The sequence below is a fragment of the Chitinophaga sp. YR627 genome (genome assembly GCF_900114995.1).
Lineage (GTDB): Bacteria > Bacteroidota > Bacteroidia > Chitinophagales > Chitinophagaceae > Chitinophaga.
In genome coordinates, this window is the sequence record NZ_FOUX01000004.1 from 345152 (window position 1) to 362935 (window position 17784).

The 17784-nt window shown below is 45.0% G+C and carries 19 protein-coding genes; 9 read left to right on the forward strand and 10 right to left on the reverse strand.

The genetic code is table 11. From position 1 onward, the window contains the following. Positions 1-12 precede the first annotated feature (12 nt). Together BMZ72_RS22020 and BMZ72_RS22025 are read left to right on the forward strand one after the other, a co-directional pair. Positions 13-1383 carry an SDR family NAD(P)-dependent oxidoreductase gene (locus BMZ72_RS22020; protein WP_089811870.1) on the forward strand — a complete coding sequence of 457 codons (1371 nt, stop codon included), beginning with the start codon at positions 13-15 and terminating at the stop codon, positions 1381-1383. Positions 1384-1570: 187 nt separating this feature from the next. Continuing rightward, positions 1571-2095, forward strand: a complete 525-nt coding sequence (locus BMZ72_RS22025; RefSeq protein WP_089811871.1) for a GNAT family N-acetyltransferase — start codon at positions 1571-1573, stop codon at positions 2093-2095. 62 nt (positions 2096-2157) lie between these two features. Here BMZ72_RS22025 and BMZ72_RS22030 read toward each other — a convergent pair whose 3' ends face one another. From BMZ72_RS22030 to BMZ72_RS22045, 4 genes are all read right to left on the reverse strand, one after another. Next, positions 2158-2754: a hypothetical protein gene (locus tag BMZ72_RS22030; protein ID WP_089811872.1), complete on the reverse strand. Its 597-nt coding sequence runs from the start codon at positions 2752-2754 to the stop codon at positions 2158-2160. 1 nt (position 2755) lies between these two features. Continuing rightward, positions 2756-3247: an RNA polymerase sigma factor gene (locus tag BMZ72_RS22035; protein WP_089811873.1), complete on the reverse strand. Its 492-nt coding sequence runs from the start codon at positions 3245-3247 to the stop codon at positions 2756-2758. Further along, on the reverse strand, positions 3247-4149 hold the full coding sequence (locus BMZ72_RS22040) for a TraB/GumN family protein (protein ID WP_089811874.1): 903 nt from the start codon (positions 4147-4149) through the stop codon (positions 3247-3249). The genes BMZ72_RS22035 and BMZ72_RS22040 overlap by 1 nt, the downstream gene beginning before the upstream one ends. Positions 4150-4270: 121 nt before the next feature. Continuing rightward, complete coding sequence (locus BMZ72_RS22045) at positions 4271-5290, reverse strand: SDR family NAD(P)-dependent oxidoreductase (RefSeq protein ID WP_089811875.1); 1020 nt, start codon at positions 5288-5290, stop codon at positions 4271-4273. Positions 5291-5484: 194 nt separating this feature from the next. Here BMZ72_RS22045 and BMZ72_RS22050 point away from each other — a divergent pair, with 194 nt between their 5' ends. Beyond that, the gene (locus BMZ72_RS22050; RefSeq protein WP_089811876.1) at positions 5485-6216 is read left to right on the forward strand and encodes a porin family protein; all 732 of its coding nucleotides are present in this window, start codon (positions 5485-5487) and stop codon (positions 6214-6216) included. A 114-nt stretch (positions 6217-6330) separates the two neighbouring features. Further along, positions 6331-6657, forward strand: a complete 327-nt coding sequence (locus BMZ72_RS22055) for a DUF7677 family protein (RefSeq protein ID WP_089811877.1) — start codon at positions 6331-6333, stop codon at positions 6655-6657. A 7-nt stretch (positions 6658-6664) separates the two neighbouring features. Here the strand turns inward: BMZ72_RS22055 and BMZ72_RS22060 are convergent, their stop codons facing one another. Further along, on the reverse strand, positions 6665-7945 hold the full coding sequence (locus BMZ72_RS22060) for an alpha/beta fold hydrolase (RefSeq protein ID WP_089811878.1): 1281 nt from the start codon (positions 7943-7945) through the stop codon (positions 6665-6667). A gap of 180 nt (positions 7946-8125) precedes the next feature. Here BMZ72_RS22060 and BMZ72_RS22065 point away from each other — a divergent pair, with 180 nt between their 5' ends. After that, a complete protein-coding gene (locus tag BMZ72_RS22065; RefSeq protein ID WP_177222887.1) occupies positions 8126-9499 on the forward strand; it encodes a WG repeat-containing protein in 1374 nt (457 codons plus the stop codon). Between the two features lie 6 nt (positions 9500-9505). On the opposite strand, the gene abc-f is transcribed toward BMZ72_RS22065, so the two are convergent. The 5 genes from abc-f to BMZ72_RS22090 all read right to left on the reverse strand — a co-directional run bounded on the left by abc-f (position 9506) and on the right by BMZ72_RS22090 (position 13391). Then, positions 9506-11092, reverse strand: a complete 1587-nt coding sequence (abc-f, locus tag BMZ72_RS22070; protein ID WP_089811880.1) for a ribosomal protection-like ABC-F family protein — start codon at positions 11090-11092, stop codon at positions 9506-9508. Positions 11093-11237: 145 nt separating this feature from the next. Further along, a complete protein-coding gene (locus BMZ72_RS22075) occupies positions 11238-11699 on the reverse strand; it encodes a hypothetical protein (protein WP_089811881.1) in 462 nt (153 codons plus the stop codon). A 118-nt stretch (positions 11700-11817) separates the two neighbouring features. Then, positions 11818-12234: an OsmC family protein gene (locus tag BMZ72_RS22080; protein WP_089812389.1), complete on the reverse strand. Its 417-nt coding sequence runs from the start codon at positions 12232-12234 to the stop codon at positions 11818-11820. Between the two features lie 195 nt (positions 12235-12429). Continuing rightward, positions 12430-12840: a nuclear transport factor 2 family protein gene (locus BMZ72_RS22085; protein ID WP_089811882.1), complete on the reverse strand. Its 411-nt coding sequence runs from the start codon at positions 12838-12840 to the stop codon at positions 12430-12432. A gap of 11 nt (positions 12841-12851) precedes the next feature. Beyond that, entirely contained in the window at positions 12852-13391 is a 540-nt protein-coding gene (locus BMZ72_RS22090) for a TetR/AcrR family transcriptional regulator (RefSeq protein ID WP_089811883.1), read from the reverse strand. A gap of 163 nt (positions 13392-13554) precedes the next feature. On the opposite strand from BMZ72_RS22090, the gene BMZ72_RS22095 reads away from it, so the two are divergent. The 4 genes from BMZ72_RS22095 to BMZ72_RS22110 all read left to right on the forward strand — a co-directional run bounded on the left by BMZ72_RS22095 (position 13555) and on the right by BMZ72_RS22110 (position 17727). Beyond that, a complete protein-coding gene (locus BMZ72_RS22095; RefSeq protein WP_089811884.1) occupies positions 13555-14508 on the forward strand; it encodes a hypothetical protein in 954 nt (317 codons plus the stop codon). 128 nt (positions 14509-14636) lie between these two features. Next, complete coding sequence (locus tag BMZ72_RS22100; protein ID WP_177222888.1) at positions 14637-15953, forward strand: cytochrome P460 family protein; 1317 nt, start codon at positions 14637-14639, stop codon at positions 15951-15953. A 12-nt stretch (positions 15954-15965) separates the two neighbouring features. Beyond that, complete coding sequence (locus BMZ72_RS22105) at positions 15966-17003, forward strand: sensor histidine kinase (RefSeq protein ID WP_089811885.1); 1038 nt, start codon at positions 15966-15968, stop codon at positions 17001-17003. Further along, positions 16978-17727, forward strand: coding sequence for a LytR/AlgR family response regulator transcription factor (locus BMZ72_RS22110; RefSeq protein ID WP_089811886.1), 750 nt, complete (start codon positions 16978-16980; stop codon positions 17725-17727). Before BMZ72_RS22105 ends, BMZ72_RS22110 begins: the two co-directional genes overlap by 26 nt. Positions 17728-17784 lie beyond the last annotated feature (57 nt).

Consider the following 17784-nt stretch of genomic DNA (forward strand, 5'->3'; position numbering starts at 1 on the left):
AAGCATATCTTCATGCAGGAATTTTCGCAACAGGAATGGGACAAGTTTTATGAGATTTTACAGTTCCTAGGCAAACATCCCTTTGATTCTCCCGATAACGACCGTCTGAAAGGTCTGGTTACCAAAATTTATAAAACAGCCAAAAAGGATATCAAACAGACAGCGGCTAATGACCGTAGGGCTGTCAGTCTGAATGCTATTGAAAAAACAGCCGTCTTCAGACAGGCCAGGCAGTCCTCTGTCAATGAAGCGCCTGAAAATGTGATCGCACTCCCATTACAGCAGACTGTCCCCAATGCAATTGTCTGTTATGCCTGCAGAAAGCAGTATACACAGCTGCATCAGCATTACCATCGGCTGTGTCCGGAATGTGCAGATATTCACCTGGAGAAAAAAGCACAACGCCTGGACCTCCAGAACCGGACAGCCATTGTGACCGGCGCCCGTATGAAGATCGGATATGTCACCACCCTGAAGCTGTTACGTGATGGCGCAACCGTGATAGCGACCACGCGATTCGCAGCCGATGCGCTCCTGAGCTATAGCAAAGAACCTGACTTTAATACCTGGAAACACCGCCTGTTTATCTACAGTCTGGACCTGATTTCCATCCCACAGGTGGAAATGTTCCTGCAATATGTACAGGAGAATTTTTCCAGTCTTGATATTATTATCAATAATGCGGCACAGACGATCTCTTATCCTGCCGCATACTATAAGCCACTGATTGACAAACAGTTCCAGCTGAGTACTATTACAGCAGAAGACCAGTCCCGTATACTGGCCAATCCGATGGTAAGCGCACCGCTGAAACTGGAGACAAATGAGGCCTTACTGGCAGCACACACCTTCTTCCCGGCACATAAGACGGACTTTTTCGACCAGCCGCTTGACCTCCGGGACAGCAATTCCTGGACGATGAAACTGGAAGAAGTGGATACCGCAGAAGTATTGTCCGCCAACCTTGTCAATAACATCGCCCCTTTCATGCTGAACAGCAGGTTGAAACCAATGCTGATGAATTCCCCGTTCCGGGACAAGTATATCATCAATGTAAGTTCTTCTGAAGGACAATTCAGCTATGAAGGCAAAACGATCTTCCACCCTCATACAAATATGACCAAGGCAGCCCTGAATATGATGACCCGCACCAGCGGCAGGGACTACGCAGGCGATGGCATTTATATGAACAGCGTCGATGTGGGTTGGGTATCAACCGGTAATCCGATAGAGAAACGTACCCGTCTGGAGGAAAAAGGTATTATTCCGCCACTAATGCTGGATGATGCCGCCGCCAGGATCTATGATCCGCTCTACAGGGGTATGCAGGGTGAAAAGCTGGCCGGTAAACTATTCAAGGACTATATTGAAGTAAGCTGGTAATACCCGCGTCACAAAAAATCAACTAACTTAGCAGCAATAAATCATTGCCTCTGCAATTCTTCTTCCCATACAGGCATCATACATTGCCTGGATTTGTATACTAACGGGCGCCTTATGACCCGTCTTTACATCGCAGTACCTGCGATGCCATCATCATTATGTATATAAATCAAAAATAAACCCAGACATGTTTTTTATAGAAACGGAACGGCTACAGCTGATTCCCCTGACCCACGATCTACTGATGCTTTGTCAACAGGACCGCGCTACTATGGAGGCACAACTCGGACTCAATACATCTGATATGTGCATAGATCCACTCTACATAACGGAACTGGAAGATGCACTGACTCATTTCTGGATCCCCATGACCGCTGCCCATCCCGACAGGTACCAATGGTACACCAACTGGGAAATCGTACTGAAAGAAGAACGGCTGGCTATCGGCGGTATCGGCTTCATTGGCTATCCTGATGAAAACGGGCAGACGGAAACCGGCTTTATGCTGGATAAGAACTTTCACAGCAAAGGTTATGCAAAAGAAGCATTGACAGGTATCACTAACTGGGCTTTTAGTCATGAGGAGGTGAAGACCATTATTGCAAAAACAGCAGAGGACAATCTTCCCAGCAGAACACTTCTGGAACGTGCAGGATTCATGCCTGTAGGGCAGGAAGCAGACCTGATCATCTACAGTAAACAACGCGTATGATATAATAAACAAAGACCCGGTATACCGGGTCTTTGCATCTATAAATGATCAGCGCGATCATCTTAACAGAATTCTGTCATCAGCATTTTAATCTCATCTACCTGTTTTCCAAAACGTTTCCTGATATACCACAGGTTAAGATAATACCCACCTATTCCGGACAATACTGTCGCAGGCAACATCCAGTACCATGACATTTGTAACAGGGTAAAAAGTACACCCAGCACCAGTGTCCAGGTAATCGTTGAACTCCAGAGGTATATGTTCAATGTCCTGCGTGTACGCTCGTATAATTTTGTCAGATAGCTTTTAATGTGGGTATCTTTTTGCAAAAGCGACAGGCGCATTAATCTGATGAACATGAACAGACAAGTCAGCAGATATACTATTCCCGCCAGATAAATAACATTAGTCATCATGAGCACCTCAGGCTTCTTACCCTCTTTCAGGAAAATGTTCATACTTAAAAAAAGTATGCTAGACGCTAATGCGCCCAGCACCAGCAAAATCTCGGTAATAAATTCAGATGTCAGTTTGCTGCTACTAGCTGCAAGACGTTCATCCAGTATTTTGCTCACAGACTGCTCAGTAAGCGGGTCCATATTATATCTGCCGGCAGCACCCTTCAGCAGGGAATCAAAATCATCTATTGGCTCCATACTATTGCATATTTTTAGCGGTGAGGGAATGCTTCAGCTTTTGCCGGATACGGCTCAGCTTAACACCAACATTATTCTCAGAATCTCCGGTGATATCTGCTATTTCACGATAACTGATACCTTCAATATATAAAAGTATCAATGCCTTCTCTGCCTTAGGTAAAGACCGGATCATCTCCCACAACAGGCGCTCCTGTTCACGTGGCACGTTATCTTCTTCCTGTGTCACTGGTATCACCTCAGTATGAAGCACGTGCTTATTCCGGACGGCCGACTTTCTCGTATAAGTCAATGCCGTATTTAACGCTACCTGATACATCCAGGTAGAAACCTTGCTCTGAAAACGAAAACGGGGAAATGATAACCATAACTGAAGCCATATCTCCTGCAACAAATCTTCTTTATCCTCTTTCGTATCGGCATAGATATTCACTACCTTATGCACAATTCCCTGATTTGGCATCGTATGTTCCAGAAACGCTGCTTTGGTCATTACTCATGGGCCTTTTTGATGGAAAAAGGGATATTGGTGAGTGTATATCCTTTTTGTTTCAATAATACAATCAATCCTTTACCAGCGCCAAGATGCGCCGCACCAACAGCTATCAGCGGATGCTCGTTTTTCAGTAACGAATCAATTCTGTCAGCCATCACGATGTTCCTCTTCACCAGTAACGCATCGTTTGCACCATCTGATGATGATGTATTATAATTGAGCTCATATAACAACTGTTCAATATCCTGTTGCACATAACTGGTGGTCATTCTTTTCAGCATTTCAGCCGGAGATATTTGCTGATCCAATACCAGCCGTAACATATCCATCTGTGATGATAAGCTCACTGCTTTAAGGGCCTCCATTTCTTCCCGGACTGTTTCCAGTCCGCCTACAGGCAACTTTCTACTATTTGCAGCTTTATACAACTCAAAATCAACCGATGCTGCTTTTCCCGCACTACCTGTCAACATAGAGATTAACAACATCGGTTTAATAGCATATAGCTTATTTCCCATAGCGGATGACAACGGCGCGGATTGAACAAATCTTCTCATCTTTTCCATGGATAATGCATCCAGCTGTTTGTCAATATACGCTGTACTATCTGAAATATACATGCCTTCCATCATTTCCCGGAGATCTATCTTCCCTAAATCCAGCTCCAGGTAGAGCTTATCTACCTTATCAAGTAAATCAAAAGGCAATTGTGGTAACTGATAACCTGCTGTATCATATATATGCATGGAACCAAACAGATACGCCGGTTTAGAAAGCCCCTTACCGGAGATTTCCCATAAAAGTCCCTTGGGTTGTTGCTGCGCAGATACAGGATGAAAAGCACCCCATAACAGGATCAGGATTAATACAAAGGCTTTCAGACAGTTGCGTGTTTTCATTTAAATCGTTTTATTCATTAGTACACTCACCTGTCAAAACCTTACAGCTTTTCTAAAAAAACTTTTCTGCGGAAGATGCTGGATAAGCCCATTCTTTAAGACAATCTTTCTTTCCTCCTGATCAATCAGCAGGAAAATTTATTTGCAGCATTTGTTCGCTGAGTATCCACAGACGCTGTGCAGCTGATTGATCCAGAGAATAAGGACGCACACCTGTTAATGTAGACGGCTCATCGAATTGATATACAATATTACCTTCATCCAGTACGGCTATATCCGCATCTTCACAATACACACCGCCGACATTATTCAACGCCGGACTGGTAGCACACCATACCGTTGTAGCAGCGCCCTGTGCCAGTGTTTTCAGCTTCTTTTCCACCTCCGGATAAATATTACCATTAGCATCATGCGTACCCATCTGCTGATACAATTCCATAGGAGCTTCCCGTCCCAGGTCTGTACCATACACCGATCCAGGATGCAGCGAATAAGACCTGACACCAGCACGGCTGCCACGTTTATCCAGTTCTACTGTGAATAAATTATTAGCCGTTTTAGAACGCCCGTATCCTATCAGCGTTTCATACGCCGTATGTGTAAAGTTGGGATCATCAAAATCAAAAGGCGCTATCTGGTGGCCAAAAGAAGATACATTCACCACCCTTGCGCCATCCGCCTGCTTTAATGCAGGCCATAAACGGGCAGTCAGCTGAAAATGTCCCAGGTGATTAGTAGCCAGTTGTGATTCAAATCCCCGGCTATCCCTGCGTAATGGTACCCACATAATGCCAGCATTATTGATCAGCAGGTGTAAAGGTCTTCCGGATGCGAGGAACCGTGCTGCAAATGCATCAATAGATGCAGGATCCATCAGGTCAATCGTCTCTGGTTCTACACGGACAATATCTTTTAAATTTTTAGCTGCCTTTGCCTGATCACGTGCCGGAACAATAACAGTGGCCCCGGCTTCGCTCAGTACTTTCGTGGTTTCCAGTCCGATACCAGCATAACCGCCGGTAATGATGACTACTTTCCCCTTCAGGTCAATGCCATTGATCACATCCTGTGCGGTAGACCTTGCATTAAACCCGGAGCCTAATGGTTGTTGCAGTACACCCTGATAATTATGTTGTTTCATGCCTTGTATGTTTTTGATGAAACAAAATTAGGACCTTATCTACCAGGGGGCTTTGTTTAGCGTGCCATTTTTACTTTGTTTTAAGTGCCATCTTTCTCAGTAAACGAGCATCGTTAAATAAAACATAAATCAGTTATCGTGTAGTTGTTGACTTTATTTTCTTCATAAATTGCTGCTATAAATTCACACCACCCATGCGCAAAATTCTACTACTGGCTTTGTTTAACCTTGGCTTCCTATACACTCATGCCCAAACATCGTTCGGAGTTACTGCCGGCTTTGGAACTTCGAAAATACATATTCCGGATTATGATGATTTTGATTCTAAATTCAATCCATCCTGGCGGGCTGGTGTCATGGCAGATATAAAACTGATAGGAAAATTCTATCTGCAACCGCAGTTACTGATCAGTACCAAAGGACAGCACACTTACAATGAAGGTGCTATCGGACTAGATATGATGCCAACGAAAATTCATGCAAAAACACACTTAACATATCTCGAACTACCTGTTAATGTAGTTTTTAAACTTCCCCTGGGCAGCGGAAAACTGATCACAGGCGCGGGTGGCTATATTGCATATGGGCTTGGTGGTAACTATAAGGTAACAGGAAAAGTACGTTCTACCGGCGCAGATTATGAGCAGAAAGGGGATGTTAAGTTCGAAAAAGATCCACATCCGACAGAAGCAGATCTCGGTCATACTACTTATTACAGACCAATAGATTTCGGGCTTAATTTCCTTGCCGGATATGAATTCAAAAATGGTCTGGGTCTGAACTTTACTTACAGTCCCGGACTGAAAAACATGGCGCCACCACCTATAGTAATAGGTCCATCGACCATCATGTATGATAAACGGACGAATGTCTACGCCGGACTGTCAGTAACATACGTACTCAAAAAACACACTACAAAAGCTTAAATACACTATAACTTATTATAAACGGAGGCCTTGCTTTTACCACAACAATCATGTGGCAGATAATCTATTGCCCTTATCCCTATACCTATACTCATCACCTAAAACAGCACAACAATGACCAGACAACTGAGTACATCCTTTAGCGGAGCGCTACGCACCTTTGCTTATTTTATGGCCAGCGGCACACATGATGCATTGAAAGGTGTAGACTATCTGCCTTTATATGGCAACGAACCCAGCGCCATTGAAATGGCGTTTGCCATCTATGCTAATGTGATCAAACTGGACGAGAATGGCCATGTGCTAAATGCAAAATATGCAGAACGGCGTGCGGCTGAGTATCTGAAAGAATATTGTATACCCGGTTATAAAGCCTATCCCGAATTTGAAGAATGGGAAACAGCCTTACATGCGCCCCCTTCATTGAGAGATCAGCTATAAAACAGTATCAGGGCTTTTTAAAAAATACTTCGACCTGTTTATTAAATTCATCTGGTATCTCGCTGGGTGCGTAGTGAGAGGCATTCCTGAATATCACTAATTCCGCACCGGGGATACTTGCTGCAATGAGCCGGGTATGTGCTTCCTTGATCATATCGTGCTCTCCTGCCATCACCAGCACCGGGCATCTGATTGCTTTTAATGCCTGAGGATCAATATGTGGCTCCTCCAGCATACTACGATTGACCCGTATGGCGAACTCGCTGACAGGGGTATGTTGCGTCTCAAGTACCTTAATTTGATTTTTAACAGTATCGATCAGCCAACCATATAAAGCAGTTGTATCAGGACACAGATTAGCGCCCATTGCAGCAAGCTTTTTCACTTTCTCCGGATGACGCATAGCGAGTATCAGTCCCGTAATACCGCCATCACTCCAACCCAGTATATTTACACTATCCAGCTTCAGCTCATTCAGCAACTTGTACATATCATCTGCATAAAGCTCATATGTGAGCCGGGTAGTATCCGCGGTAGACTTTCCATGTCCACGGGTATCGACAGCTATTACTCTGAAGGATTTAGATAATGCAGGTATCTGTTTTTCATAATGAACGATAGACTCCAATGCACCATGCAGTAATAACAGCGGCTCTCCTTCTCCATATTCTTCATAGTATATCCTGTTACCATTGATCATAGCATATTTGCCCGTTTTTTCATTATTCCCATAAGTCAGGGAAACAATACCGCTTGCATCGATAGACAGTGCCTGTTTATCCCCATGCACCTGCTGATCAGTCACCGCAACCTTTACAGCAGATGGCTGATTGATAAACTTCCAGGCACCCAGATCAGCTTCTTCAAAACCTGCATTTTTCACCGGTACTTCCTTTTTGTTGATGAACAGTTTCATGTCATCAAAAAAGAACCGGGCCTTCCCGGAATACAATGCGCCGATATAAAGCGATTGCGTACGCTTGTCTATTTTACCAGATACCTTCAGCCGGTTCCACTCCCCCGCCTTAAAATCTTCCATGCTCAGTTTTCCTATAGCAGTACTCACCTGCGTCTGCTGATCGTAACCCAGCGCCATCAATGCCGTACCCGAATTATTTTCTTCACGCTCCGCATACATCCAGCACTCTACGGTAAAAGAGGCACCTTTATAGGCACTAACATCTATGCTCTGAAAGAAAACAGGCGGTTGCCCATCCTGTGATCTTGCCGTCAGCGCAATGAACAAAGCAATACAACAAGCAATAAAAGCGGGAATTTTTCTCATCATGGGTTAGCATTTACAGCGGTAAAAATTAAACTAAAAAACGGGTATTCCCAAAACCGGCACAACTGCTTTTATTAACAAAATATATAGCAATCTCCTGATCCGGTATCATCAAAATTAAAGTATATTAGTACAGACGTCTTCAGGTACTGATTTCCGCAATCACCCGCAATGTATCCGTCTATGCATCTTCAGTGGTATCCACAGATATTAGCCCTTGCCTTACTCTTCGCTGGCTGTACAAATATGCAACAGAAGTATGCCGGAAAAGATACACTTCCGTTTGAACCGGCACTCCTTCCATCAATTGTATCAGATGCGTCCTCTGCTCCCGATCCCTATCCGCTTTTCAGAATAAGGGAAAAGATGCATACAGGTTACATCGACAAAGATGGCAATCCTGTCATACCGCCTACTTTCGTAGCAGCAGGAGACTTTTCAGAAGGACTGGCAGCAGCACGCTCGGGGGGATATTATGGCTATATTGATAAGACAGGACACTTCGTCATTTCGCCCAGTTACGACTTCGCCACAGCATTCTCTGACAACACCGGATTGGTATATAAAGACGGACTTCCCATCTATATCGACAGAAAAGGCAACAAATTATTTGAGCATCCTTTCCTGCAGGCAGGCCCTTTTGTAAATGGCCTCGCGATGATAATAACAGCCTCCAATAAACCAGGTGTGATCAATAAAAAAGGAGCACTCGTGATAGACACTATCTACACAAGTATTTATCCATTCAGAAATGGTCTGACCATAGCCGGTGATCAGCCTGCAAACAACATGGTACTACTGGACACCGCCGGCAGATGTATCACCCCTCCGGCAGCTATTCAGGATGCCAATGGCTTAAAAGCGTATTACGAAAAGCTGCCCGTCAACGAGCAGACCAAAGGCCGTCTGATCGACGGCAGGTACCTCGTGGATATGGGCAATGGTATCACGTTAAACGTACGTCATGGTGATGCTTACTATATGGATCAAAGAAAGTACATATTGTGGCAATTCGCTAAAACAGCAGACTTTCCACATGACTATGATATCGATTATCAGCTGATGGGATTCTATCCCATCAAAGATGATCCGGCCCCCCTCTATCACTGCAAACAAGCACTGCCTCCAGGTGTATTTAGCCTGACGGTCATGCCCGATATCCGGGAAACTGAGCATGCGTTTTCCGGCGCTAACGGCTACCGTACGATCCTGGCCAATCGCTCAGGACAAGCCATTACATTCGGCACCTATGACCATGGACTTGTGATGAGCATGCAGGCAAAGACAAATACCGGTGACTGGCGCGACATAGAAGATATCGCACGGGGTTGCGGAAACGGATTTGGTGAAATGACCTTACGATCAGGTCATTATATTCACCTGGTATCACCTGCATATAGTGGCGCTATTAAAGCCAGGCTCAGACTACGGTTTGCATATGTAAACTACGGCGAACCGCACACGATCTATAGCAATGAGTTCGATGGCAGTATCAATCCCGGACAGCTATGGCGATCTGAATGGAACTTCCCTTCTACAGATTACCTGCGCCCCTGACCAGCTTTACAATAATATCTCACGTCCCATATTGATCTCACCCAGAAAATATTCATCGTGACTGATCACGATCAGGGTACCCTGATACTCATTGACAGCCGCTGTTAATATCTCTATATTCTGGATATCCAGGTTGTTGGTAGGTTCATCCAGCACAATAATATCAGGGGCCTGGTTACCGATAGTCAACGAACAAAGCATTAGACGCATTTTCTCTCCGCCACTTAAGGCCTGACAAGGCTTATCCCAATACTCCCTTGTAAACAGGAAACGGTTCAGCCGTATCTTTATTTCATGTTCCTGTAACCCGGTTTTGTTATACTGTGCAGCCTGTTCATAAACACTCAGACTATTATCTATAAGAGAATAATCCTGATCAATATAAATCGTCTTCACCGCTGCTCTGTCTATAGTACCGCTTTGTGGCACCAGTTCTCCCAGCAACATCCTGATCAATGTTGTCTTACCAGATCCATTATGCCCACGGATAACAATCCGTTCACCGCTGGTGATCTGAAAACTAAGCGGAGCAGACCAGAGCAAACGGTCTCCATAACTGAAGTTAACGTCCTTTGCCGTCACCAGGATCTTTCCTTTATGCAAAGAGGAATTGTCGAAATCCATTTTCATTTTGTCCATATCGGGCAACTCCTTACGCAACTGATTCAGCTCGTCAGAAATGTTACCCACCTTTTCTGTATGGACGCCTTTCATCCGTGCACTACTTTTCTCTGCATTGTTCCTGAAAGTATTCATGGAGATGGTGGGTAGTCCTGCTTTCTCCTGTTTCTTCTTACCACGTGCATCCAGCTTTTGCTGACGTTCCATAGACTCCCGTTCTGTCTCCCTGGCTTTCCGCAACTCTTTTTCCTTGCTCTTCACATCCTGGTTCAGGGCTTCACTGGCAATCATCTTCTGTGCTGTATAAAACTCATAATTGCCACCATAGACAGTAATACCCCGTTTGGACAATTCAAAAACAACATTCAGCAGATTGAGCAAAGTCCTGTCATGACTCACCACAACAAGCGTATCTGTTGTAGAAGAGATATAGTCGTATAAAATACTTCTCGCCTGTACATCCAGGTGATTACTTGGTTCATCCAGCAATACCAGTGCGGGCTGATGTATGGCAATACCCGCCAGAAAGACTTTCGTCTTCTGGCCGCCACTCAGTGTACGCATGGATTGCATCAGATCAACATCCTCCAGTTGCCAGTGTGCGAAAGCCTCCTGACAACGTTCTTCGATCGTCCAGTCATCATCCAGCGAAGTCATATGCGCTTCCGTCACATTGCCTGCCAGAATCTCACGCAGTGCAGTGATCTTCACATCTATACGAAGCGCCTGTGCCACGGTATGATCATTATACTGGCCAAATAGCTGAGGAATATAATAGGGTATTACATCTTTTTTGATGATCCCGGCAGAGGGGAGTAATTCCCCGGCTAAGATCTTTAAAAGCGTAGACTTACCGGCTCCGTTATTGCCGATCAAAGCGATTTTATCCTGTTTATTAACAGTCAGATGGATATCAGAAAAAAGTATATCTCTGTTGGGATGGGTATAGGTTACACCTTGAAGAATGAACATAATTTCCTTCTTTAAAGAATGAATAATGACAAATACCGGGCAGTGCCGGCATGTCTATTTATTTGTTCTGAAAGAAATTAAATCTCACATTAGTGTACTATCGGGTTTGATGACGGGTGCAAAAATACAAAAAAAATGGAAAAGCCTACTTATTCCACTTATCCCTTATAACGAACAGAAAGATCCAGTAAGGCACCAGGTAGATCGCACTGGGTATCATTAACATAACAGCCGGCAATCCCATGGTTAACACGATTGATAACAATAGAAATCCCCACACAACGGCCATTATCACATTCAGGTTGATCGCCCACTTAGCACCCATCCACACCGGGAAAGTCATCAAAAATAAGATAGCACCAGGTATCAGGCACATCACCGACATACTAACAATATAGCCTGTACCATAACCCGGATTACCTTCCGCTATATCCCGGAAACTAAAGAAATTCATCACCGCCAGCAGTGTGACCAATCCGCTAAGAACCATACCGATCCAAACGAATACCCGCAAAAAGATATGTAACAGTTCGCGTCTGTGCACCGGCAGACCGGCATTAAAACTTTCGTCAAATATGCTTGACGTTTCATCCAGATTGTCCCTCATAAAAATATTCAAAGTAGAAAGCTAAGATATTCAAATAAATAATAATAAAAAACTCCTCACTGGCCGACCAGTGAGGAGTATGAAAAAGGAATATATATTGATTGTTGAACGCTTCAGATTATCCAAGCAGTTCTGCCTGGAGGGAAATTTCAATAGCTGCGTAAGCACGGCTTACAGGACAACCAGCTTTAGCGCCGGCAGCGATCTCCTGGAATTGTTCATTCGAGATACCCGGTACTTTTGCTTTCAGCACCAGATCAGAACGTGTGATCGTACCGTTGTCCAGTGTAACTGCTGCTGTTGTTTCCAGCGTATCTGCTTTAAAGCCTGCAGCTTCCAGATCAAGAGTAAGCTTCATGTTAAAGCAACCCGCATGCGCTGCTGCCATCAGTTCTTCCGGATTAGTACCCACGCCTTCCGCAAAACGGCTGTTAAAAGAATACTGTGTTTTGTTTAAAACAGTGCTCTGGGTAGTGATGTTACCGCTTCCTTCTTTGATGGTGCCATTCCAGATGGCAGATGCTGTACGTTTCATACTATTAAATGTTTTAAGTGTTTTGCTTGTTTGTTTATCATTGAACTGATGATACAAAAGTACGGCGGACATACAGGGTGAGCAATGCACATTTGGCGACTCTTATTGTACTTTTTACCCCCCTCCGCTTTTCCCGGACAAAACAACAGTCAGTGGCACACAATCCAACCATAGCACCATGTGCCACATCTTATATTATAACCTTCTTTCAGACTCCTCTATCGGCAGATCATTGATACTGGCGAACCTCCGTTGCATCAGTCCATTTTCATCAAACTCCCAGTTCTCATTACCATATGCCCTGAACCATTGCCCATTCTTATCATGATACTCATACTCAAACCGCACAGCGATCCTGTTATCCGTAAATGCCCACAGTTCTTTCTTCAGTTTATAATCCAGCTCTCTTTTCCACTTATCGGCGAGAAACGCTTTGGCCGCCTCACGTCCATTCAGAAAAGTGGATCTGTTCCTCCACTCTGTATCCACACTGTAGGCCAGTGAAACTCTTTCCGGATCCTGTGAATTCCAGGCATCTTCAGCAAGCTGTACTTTCTCTTTCGCCGTCTCTAATGTAAACGGTGGTAATGGATATCTCTTTTCCATGGTATATTGTTTTAATTGATTAATGAATTGACTATTTTCTTTGCGCGGTTCACCGGCCACGGATCTCTGTACAACTGGCTTTCCACAAAAGCGCCTTCATACAAAAGATATACATGATCAGCCAGTTCCGCATTATCCAGCAGGTTCCTGAAGTTCTGACGGATATTGCTTTTATGATCATGGATGACTTCTCTGACCTTTATATTGTCAGCAGGGATCTCCGACAGAATATTGAGAAACGCACATCCCCTGAAACTTTCCTTTTCATTCAGCAATGCGATCAGATCAAAAGATGCCAGCACTTTCATTTTATTACTCCTCTTCTGGGCACTCAATGCCTGCGCCTGCTCCTCTATATACTGATGCCGTTTCTCCAATACGCCCACACACAGGTCCTCTTTTGATTTGAAATGCTGATAAAAACTGGCCTTCGCCACATCAGCTTCTTCGATGATCTGGTTGATACCGGTAGAGTTATATCCCTGTCCTAAAAACAGGCGATAAGCAGTATCCAGTATCCGTTCCCTGGGTTGTAATGTTTCTTTGCTCATGGTACAAAGGTAAAGGGATTTATTCCATAAACAGACAAGTCTGTCTATATTTATTTTTAAAGGATATATTACTTTATATAGTACCCTCTTTTTCAGGCAACTTTAGATTTTTATTATCTTGTGCACCGATCCGGCGAACTTCCGAATGCATAAACAACAGTCTATGTTTAAACACTTCATCCTATTGCTTACCTGTACCGCAGGCATGGTGGCTTGTCAGTCTCCTGCACCCAAATTCACTCCGAATCCTCAAAAGCGGGCCTTCATCAGAAATGAAATAGACAACGCTTACCGCCGGAACTGGCTTACCTACAGATTACAGGGGCAGGTAAAAAGCATTGCGCAGTTTACCTACAGCACCGCTGCTGCGGATACTACTGCACCTGGTTATGAAACAAAAGAGTACCTCTCGTTTGACAGTACCGGAAAACTGGCGGAACGTATTGTGTATGATAAAGGCATCTTCTCAACAAAGGCATTGCACAAATACAATGCTGCCGGTAAACTGACAGAGATCCTGTATTATGGGAGCGATGGAAAATTCAGCTTCAGAACATACAACGGATATGACGCAGAGGGTAACCTGATCGAAGAAGGACAACGCAACAAAGACAGCAGTACACCAAAACAGGTGTTCAGTATATTTGACAGATATGGAGGACTGGTCAGTCAATCATCAGGTGACAAAATCGTCGAGTATCTGAATACTTATGATAATGATAGTGTGCTCGTAGAACAGGATGGCCTGGTGGATAAAGTACCTGCCGGAAAGATCACCTGGAAATTTGACAGTATAGGACATATGATCGAACAAACACAGTATGCTGTCAATGGAGCGCTCTTATACCAGAAGAAAACCGATTTTAATCAACAGGGATTACCCGTTCTCTTATCCATTAAACGGCAGGGTAAAGAAGAAAACATACAGCAGCTGGCATACGATTCATCGGGTTCGCTTATCAGACAGGCAACCATCAATCCGGCCAATGGAGCACTCTCCAATGCCACCTGGACCAGCTATGAATACGATGCAGCAGGCAACTGGACGAAAGCAACGGTACACGGCGCCGGAGATGCCATAACAGGCGTTATCATCAGAAAGATTGCCTATTATTAACATGGAGCGCCTGCTCTCCAACCCCTGATTTGCCACTTTCAGCTATTTATTCGCCGTATACAACAAATTCCGCTTGTTGTTGGTCTTTAGTACAGGCATCTTTGCCCCGAACTATAAATTGACGGAATATGCGTGTATCCAGAAAGAAATGGACCGTAATCGGACTCTTCCTTGCAGTCGTAGTGATTGCCATCCAGTTTATCAGACCGGGCATCTCCAATCCGCCCGTAACCGGTGAGATCAAAGTACCGGATGATGTGGCCCAGATCCTGCGTGCCTCCTGTTATGACTGCCATTCCAATCAGACACAACTCAAATGGTTTGACCAGATCGCCCCTGCCTCCTGGCTGGTCGCACAGCATATCAGAGATGGCCGTAAGATCCTGAACTTCTCCAACTGGGATAGTCTCGCCCCGGGCGACCAGAAAGGAAACCTGTTTCTTTCCGTCAATCAGGCTATGTTTGGGGAAATGCCGCTGGCTTCCTATGCAACCTTCCATCCGGAAGCAAAACTGACTCCTGCGGCGCTTAATACACTCAAAACTTATGTCAATAGCCTGGCGCCGGTAAAGGTCTCTGATACCAGCCGCCGCTCCGTAGCCGAAAAGCAGTTTGCCCAATGGACAGCAGGCGCCATACCAACCGTACAACAGGTTAGTCCGGTGCTGAACGGCATTGCCTACATCCAGGGCTACCGTAACTGGCAGATTGTGAATATCTCCGACAGATACGATAACGGCACCATGCGGGTTATTCTGGGTAACGACATCGCGATGAAGGCCATCCGGGAGCACAAGACCAATCCATGGCCGAATGGGACCACCTTTGCCAAAGTGGCCTGGGAACAATTGACAGACAGTAGCAAAATCGCTACCTCCGGAGAACTGAAACAGGTGGAATTCATGATCAGAGACGATCAGAAATTTGCCAGCTCCGCCGGTTGGGGTTGGGCCAGATGGAAAGGCAATGACCTGAAACCTTATGGTAAAACACTCACCTTCTCCCAGGAATGTGTGAACTGTCATCATCCCATGAAAAATAATGACTACGTTTTCACTGAACCTTTAACTGATAACGACAGACCGGAAAAGATCACCGGCCGGCCAGAGGGACAGCTGATCACATCTACCATCGATAAGAACCAGCATACGCATAGTGTACTGTATGGCAATGAGATTGCCGTACAACACGCCAGAAGCGGTGCTGCGGGTCCTTACCCGGCAGGCGCTGTACTGACACTGGCCACCTGGTCTCAGCAGGACGACGCGCACTGGTTTGGCGCTAAAGTACCACAACACCTGCAATCAGTAGAGGTCGTGAAAGTAGACGCTAATGCAGCATATGAACAATATCAGGCGCCCGGCTGGAAGAAAACTGCCGCTACGCTTCGTCCGGACAGAATCAGCTATATTACACAACTGAAAGCCGCTGTGATCTTTAACTAAACAAGCAAACAGTTGTACATATCCAGAAACATACGCACATTCCGGGTGTCGAACGCCGTCATATGGACAAGCGCACTATTCATCGGTATCCTGGCGTCCGTACCCAAAATATTACGCATACATATCACGAAGTGGGAATTGCTGGCGGATATCTCAGTAGCCACCAGCTTTTCCATACTGATCTGGTACTTTAATATATACATGCTACCCACCTTCCGGGCAGGGGCAGCAACGGCCAGGTTTGCCAGCAAACGACTTGCAGGTAGCCTGGCTTTAGGCATAGTGGTAATGGCAGCCTTAGTGGCGATATATCAGCTCATTCTGCCCCAATATCATTTTCAGTCTATGATGCTGATGTATGAATTCAGAGGACTGGTCATCAACCTGACCATCTACCTGTTCCTCCACCTCATTTATCAACATCATATCACACAACTGATCAGTGTCGAACTGGAAAAGACAAAAGCAGATAACTTGTCCGCCCAGTTTGAACTGTTGAAACAACAGGTAAATCCACATTTCCTGTTCAACAGTCTGAATACACTGAAATCAATGGTAGAAATGCAGGACCAGCATGCGTCCAGGTTTATTGTGATGCTGTCTGACTTTTACCGCTCCTCGCTGGAGACACGTAAGCAGCATCTTATCAGTATGCAGGAAGAATTATCCACACTGGATGCCTATCTCTTCCTGTTAAAAGCCCGCTTTGAAGACGGCATCTCATTAACAGTAAAGATCAGCGATGCACACCGCGCCTCCTGCATACCACCATTTACATTACAGCTGTTAATTGAAAACTGTATCAAACATAATATCGTTTCACTGGGACAACCACTACATATTCACATCTTTTCGGAGGACGCATTCATCGTTGTTGAAAACAATCTGCAAATGAAACGTACTCCCGAACCATCTACCGGTGTAGGCCTCACGAATATTGCACAGCGTTATCAGTCCCTGCACCAGCAACAGATGGAAATAATAAAAGACAGTACTTCCTTTAAAGTTAAACTACCGGTGCTCCATGAAGATACTCGTGATAGAAGATGAGATCAAAACAGCAAAGGCACTGATAAAACTGATCAGCACCATTGATCCGGATGCGGAGATTGTCGCTTCCCTGCAAACCGTCAGTGCCGCAATTGAATACCTGTCTGCATCCCCATCCCCCGATCTGATATTCATGGATATCCAGCTGGCCGATGGCTCCTGCTTTGATATCTTCAAAGAAGCAACAGTTACCGCACCAGTCATTTTCTGCACTGCATATGACGAATATGCCATAGAAGCCTTTAAAGCCAATGGCATCGACTATATACTCAAACCATTTACAGAAGAAACACTGGCTGCCGCCTTTAAAAAGGTAGCCGGCTTACGCCGTTCACTGGCACAGCAGGAAGTAAAACCAGTTTATCCGCTGCCATTGCAACAGGGTAAAAAAAGCTTCCTCGTATTCAGAGACAACAAGTATGTGGTGATCGCGGTGGATAACATTTCATTCTTCTATATCAAAAATGACTTCCCGGCATTGGTCACCTTCGACGGAAAAGAATATACGCTCAGTCAGTCCCTCGATACGATCAGCGCCCAGCTGCCGCCCGAACAGTTCTACCGCATCAACCGGCAGTACCTTATCAACTTCAGTGCAGTACACGAAGTAGAACATTACTTTGGCCGCAAACTGCTTGTACACCTGAAAACGGCCACGCCCGAAAAGATCATCATCGGAAAGAACAAAGCCACAGAATTCCTGCACTGGCTTGATAACCGCTGATACCGGCTGTTTTTCCGACAGGCCCTTCCGTTGATGGAAAACGTAGATATATTTCCT

Bases quoted from the DNA above. Each gene is read 5' to 3' on its own strand.
- BMZ72_RS22080 (WP_089812389.1), bottom strand. From the start codon at position 12,234: ATGAAACGTACAGCATCTGCCATCTGGAATGGCACCATCAAAGAAGGA.
- BMZ72_RS22050 (WP_089811876.1), top strand. From the start codon at position 5,485: ATGCGCAAAATTCTACTACTGGCTTTGTTTAACCTTGGCTTCCTATAC.
- BMZ72_RS22060 (WP_089811878.1), bottom strand. From the start codon at position 7,945: ATGATGAGAAAAATTCCCGCTTTTATTGCTTGTTGTATTGCTTTGTTC.
- BMZ72_RS22030 (WP_089811872.1), bottom strand. From the start codon at position 2,754: ATGGAGCCAATAGATGATTTTGATTCCCTGCTGAAGGGTGCTGCCGGC.
- BMZ72_RS22065 (WP_177222887.1), top strand. From the start codon at position 8,126: ATGCATCTTCAGTGGTATCCACAGATATTAGCCCTTGCCTTACTCTTC.
- BMZ72_RS22110 (WP_089811886.1), top strand. From the start codon at position 16,978: ATGAAGATACTCGTGATAGAAGATGAGATCAAAACAGCAAAGGCACTG.
- BMZ72_RS22090 (WP_089811883.1), bottom strand. From the start codon at position 13,391: ATGAGCAAAGAAACATTACAACCCAGGGAACGGATACTGGATACTGCT.
- BMZ72_RS22100 (WP_177222888.1), top strand. From the start codon at position 14,637: ATGCGTGTATCCAGAAAGAAATGGACCGTAATCGGACTCTTCCTTGCA.
- BMZ72_RS22035 (WP_089811873.1), bottom strand. From the start codon at position 3,247: ATGACCAAAGCAGCGTTTCTGGAACATACGATGCCAAATCAGGGAATT.
- BMZ72_RS22095 (WP_089811884.1), top strand. From the start codon at position 13,555: ATGTTTAAACACTTCATCCTATTGCTTACCTGTACCGCAGGCATGGTG.
- BMZ72_RS22040 (WP_089811874.1), bottom strand. From the start codon at position 4,149: ATGAAAACACGCAACTGTCTGAAAGCCTTTGTATTAATCCTGATCCTG.
- BMZ72_RS22085 (WP_089811882.1), bottom strand. From the start codon at position 12,840: ATGGAAAAGAGATATCCATTACCACCGTTTACATTAGAGACGGCGAAA.
- BMZ72_RS22075 (WP_089811881.1), bottom strand. From the start codon at position 11,699: ATGAGGGACAATCTGGATGAAACGTCAAGCATATTTGACGAAAGTTTT.
- BMZ72_RS22020 (WP_089811870.1), top strand. From the start codon at position 13: ATGCAGGAATTTTCGCAACAGGAATGGGACAAGTTTTATGAGATTTTA.
- abc-f (WP_089811880.1), bottom strand. From the start codon at position 11,092: ATGTTCATTCTTCAAGGTGTAACCTATACCCATCCCAACAGAGATATA.
- BMZ72_RS22025 (WP_089811871.1), top strand. From the start codon at position 1,571: ATGTTTTTTATAGAAACGGAACGGCTACAGCTGATTCCCCTGACCCAC.
- BMZ72_RS22055 (WP_089811877.1), top strand. From the start codon at position 6,331: ATGACCAGACAACTGAGTACATCCTTTAGCGGAGCGCTACGCACCTTT.
- BMZ72_RS22045 (WP_089811875.1), bottom strand. From the start codon at position 5,290: ATGAAACAACATAATTATCAGGGTGTACTGCAACAACCATTAGGCTCC.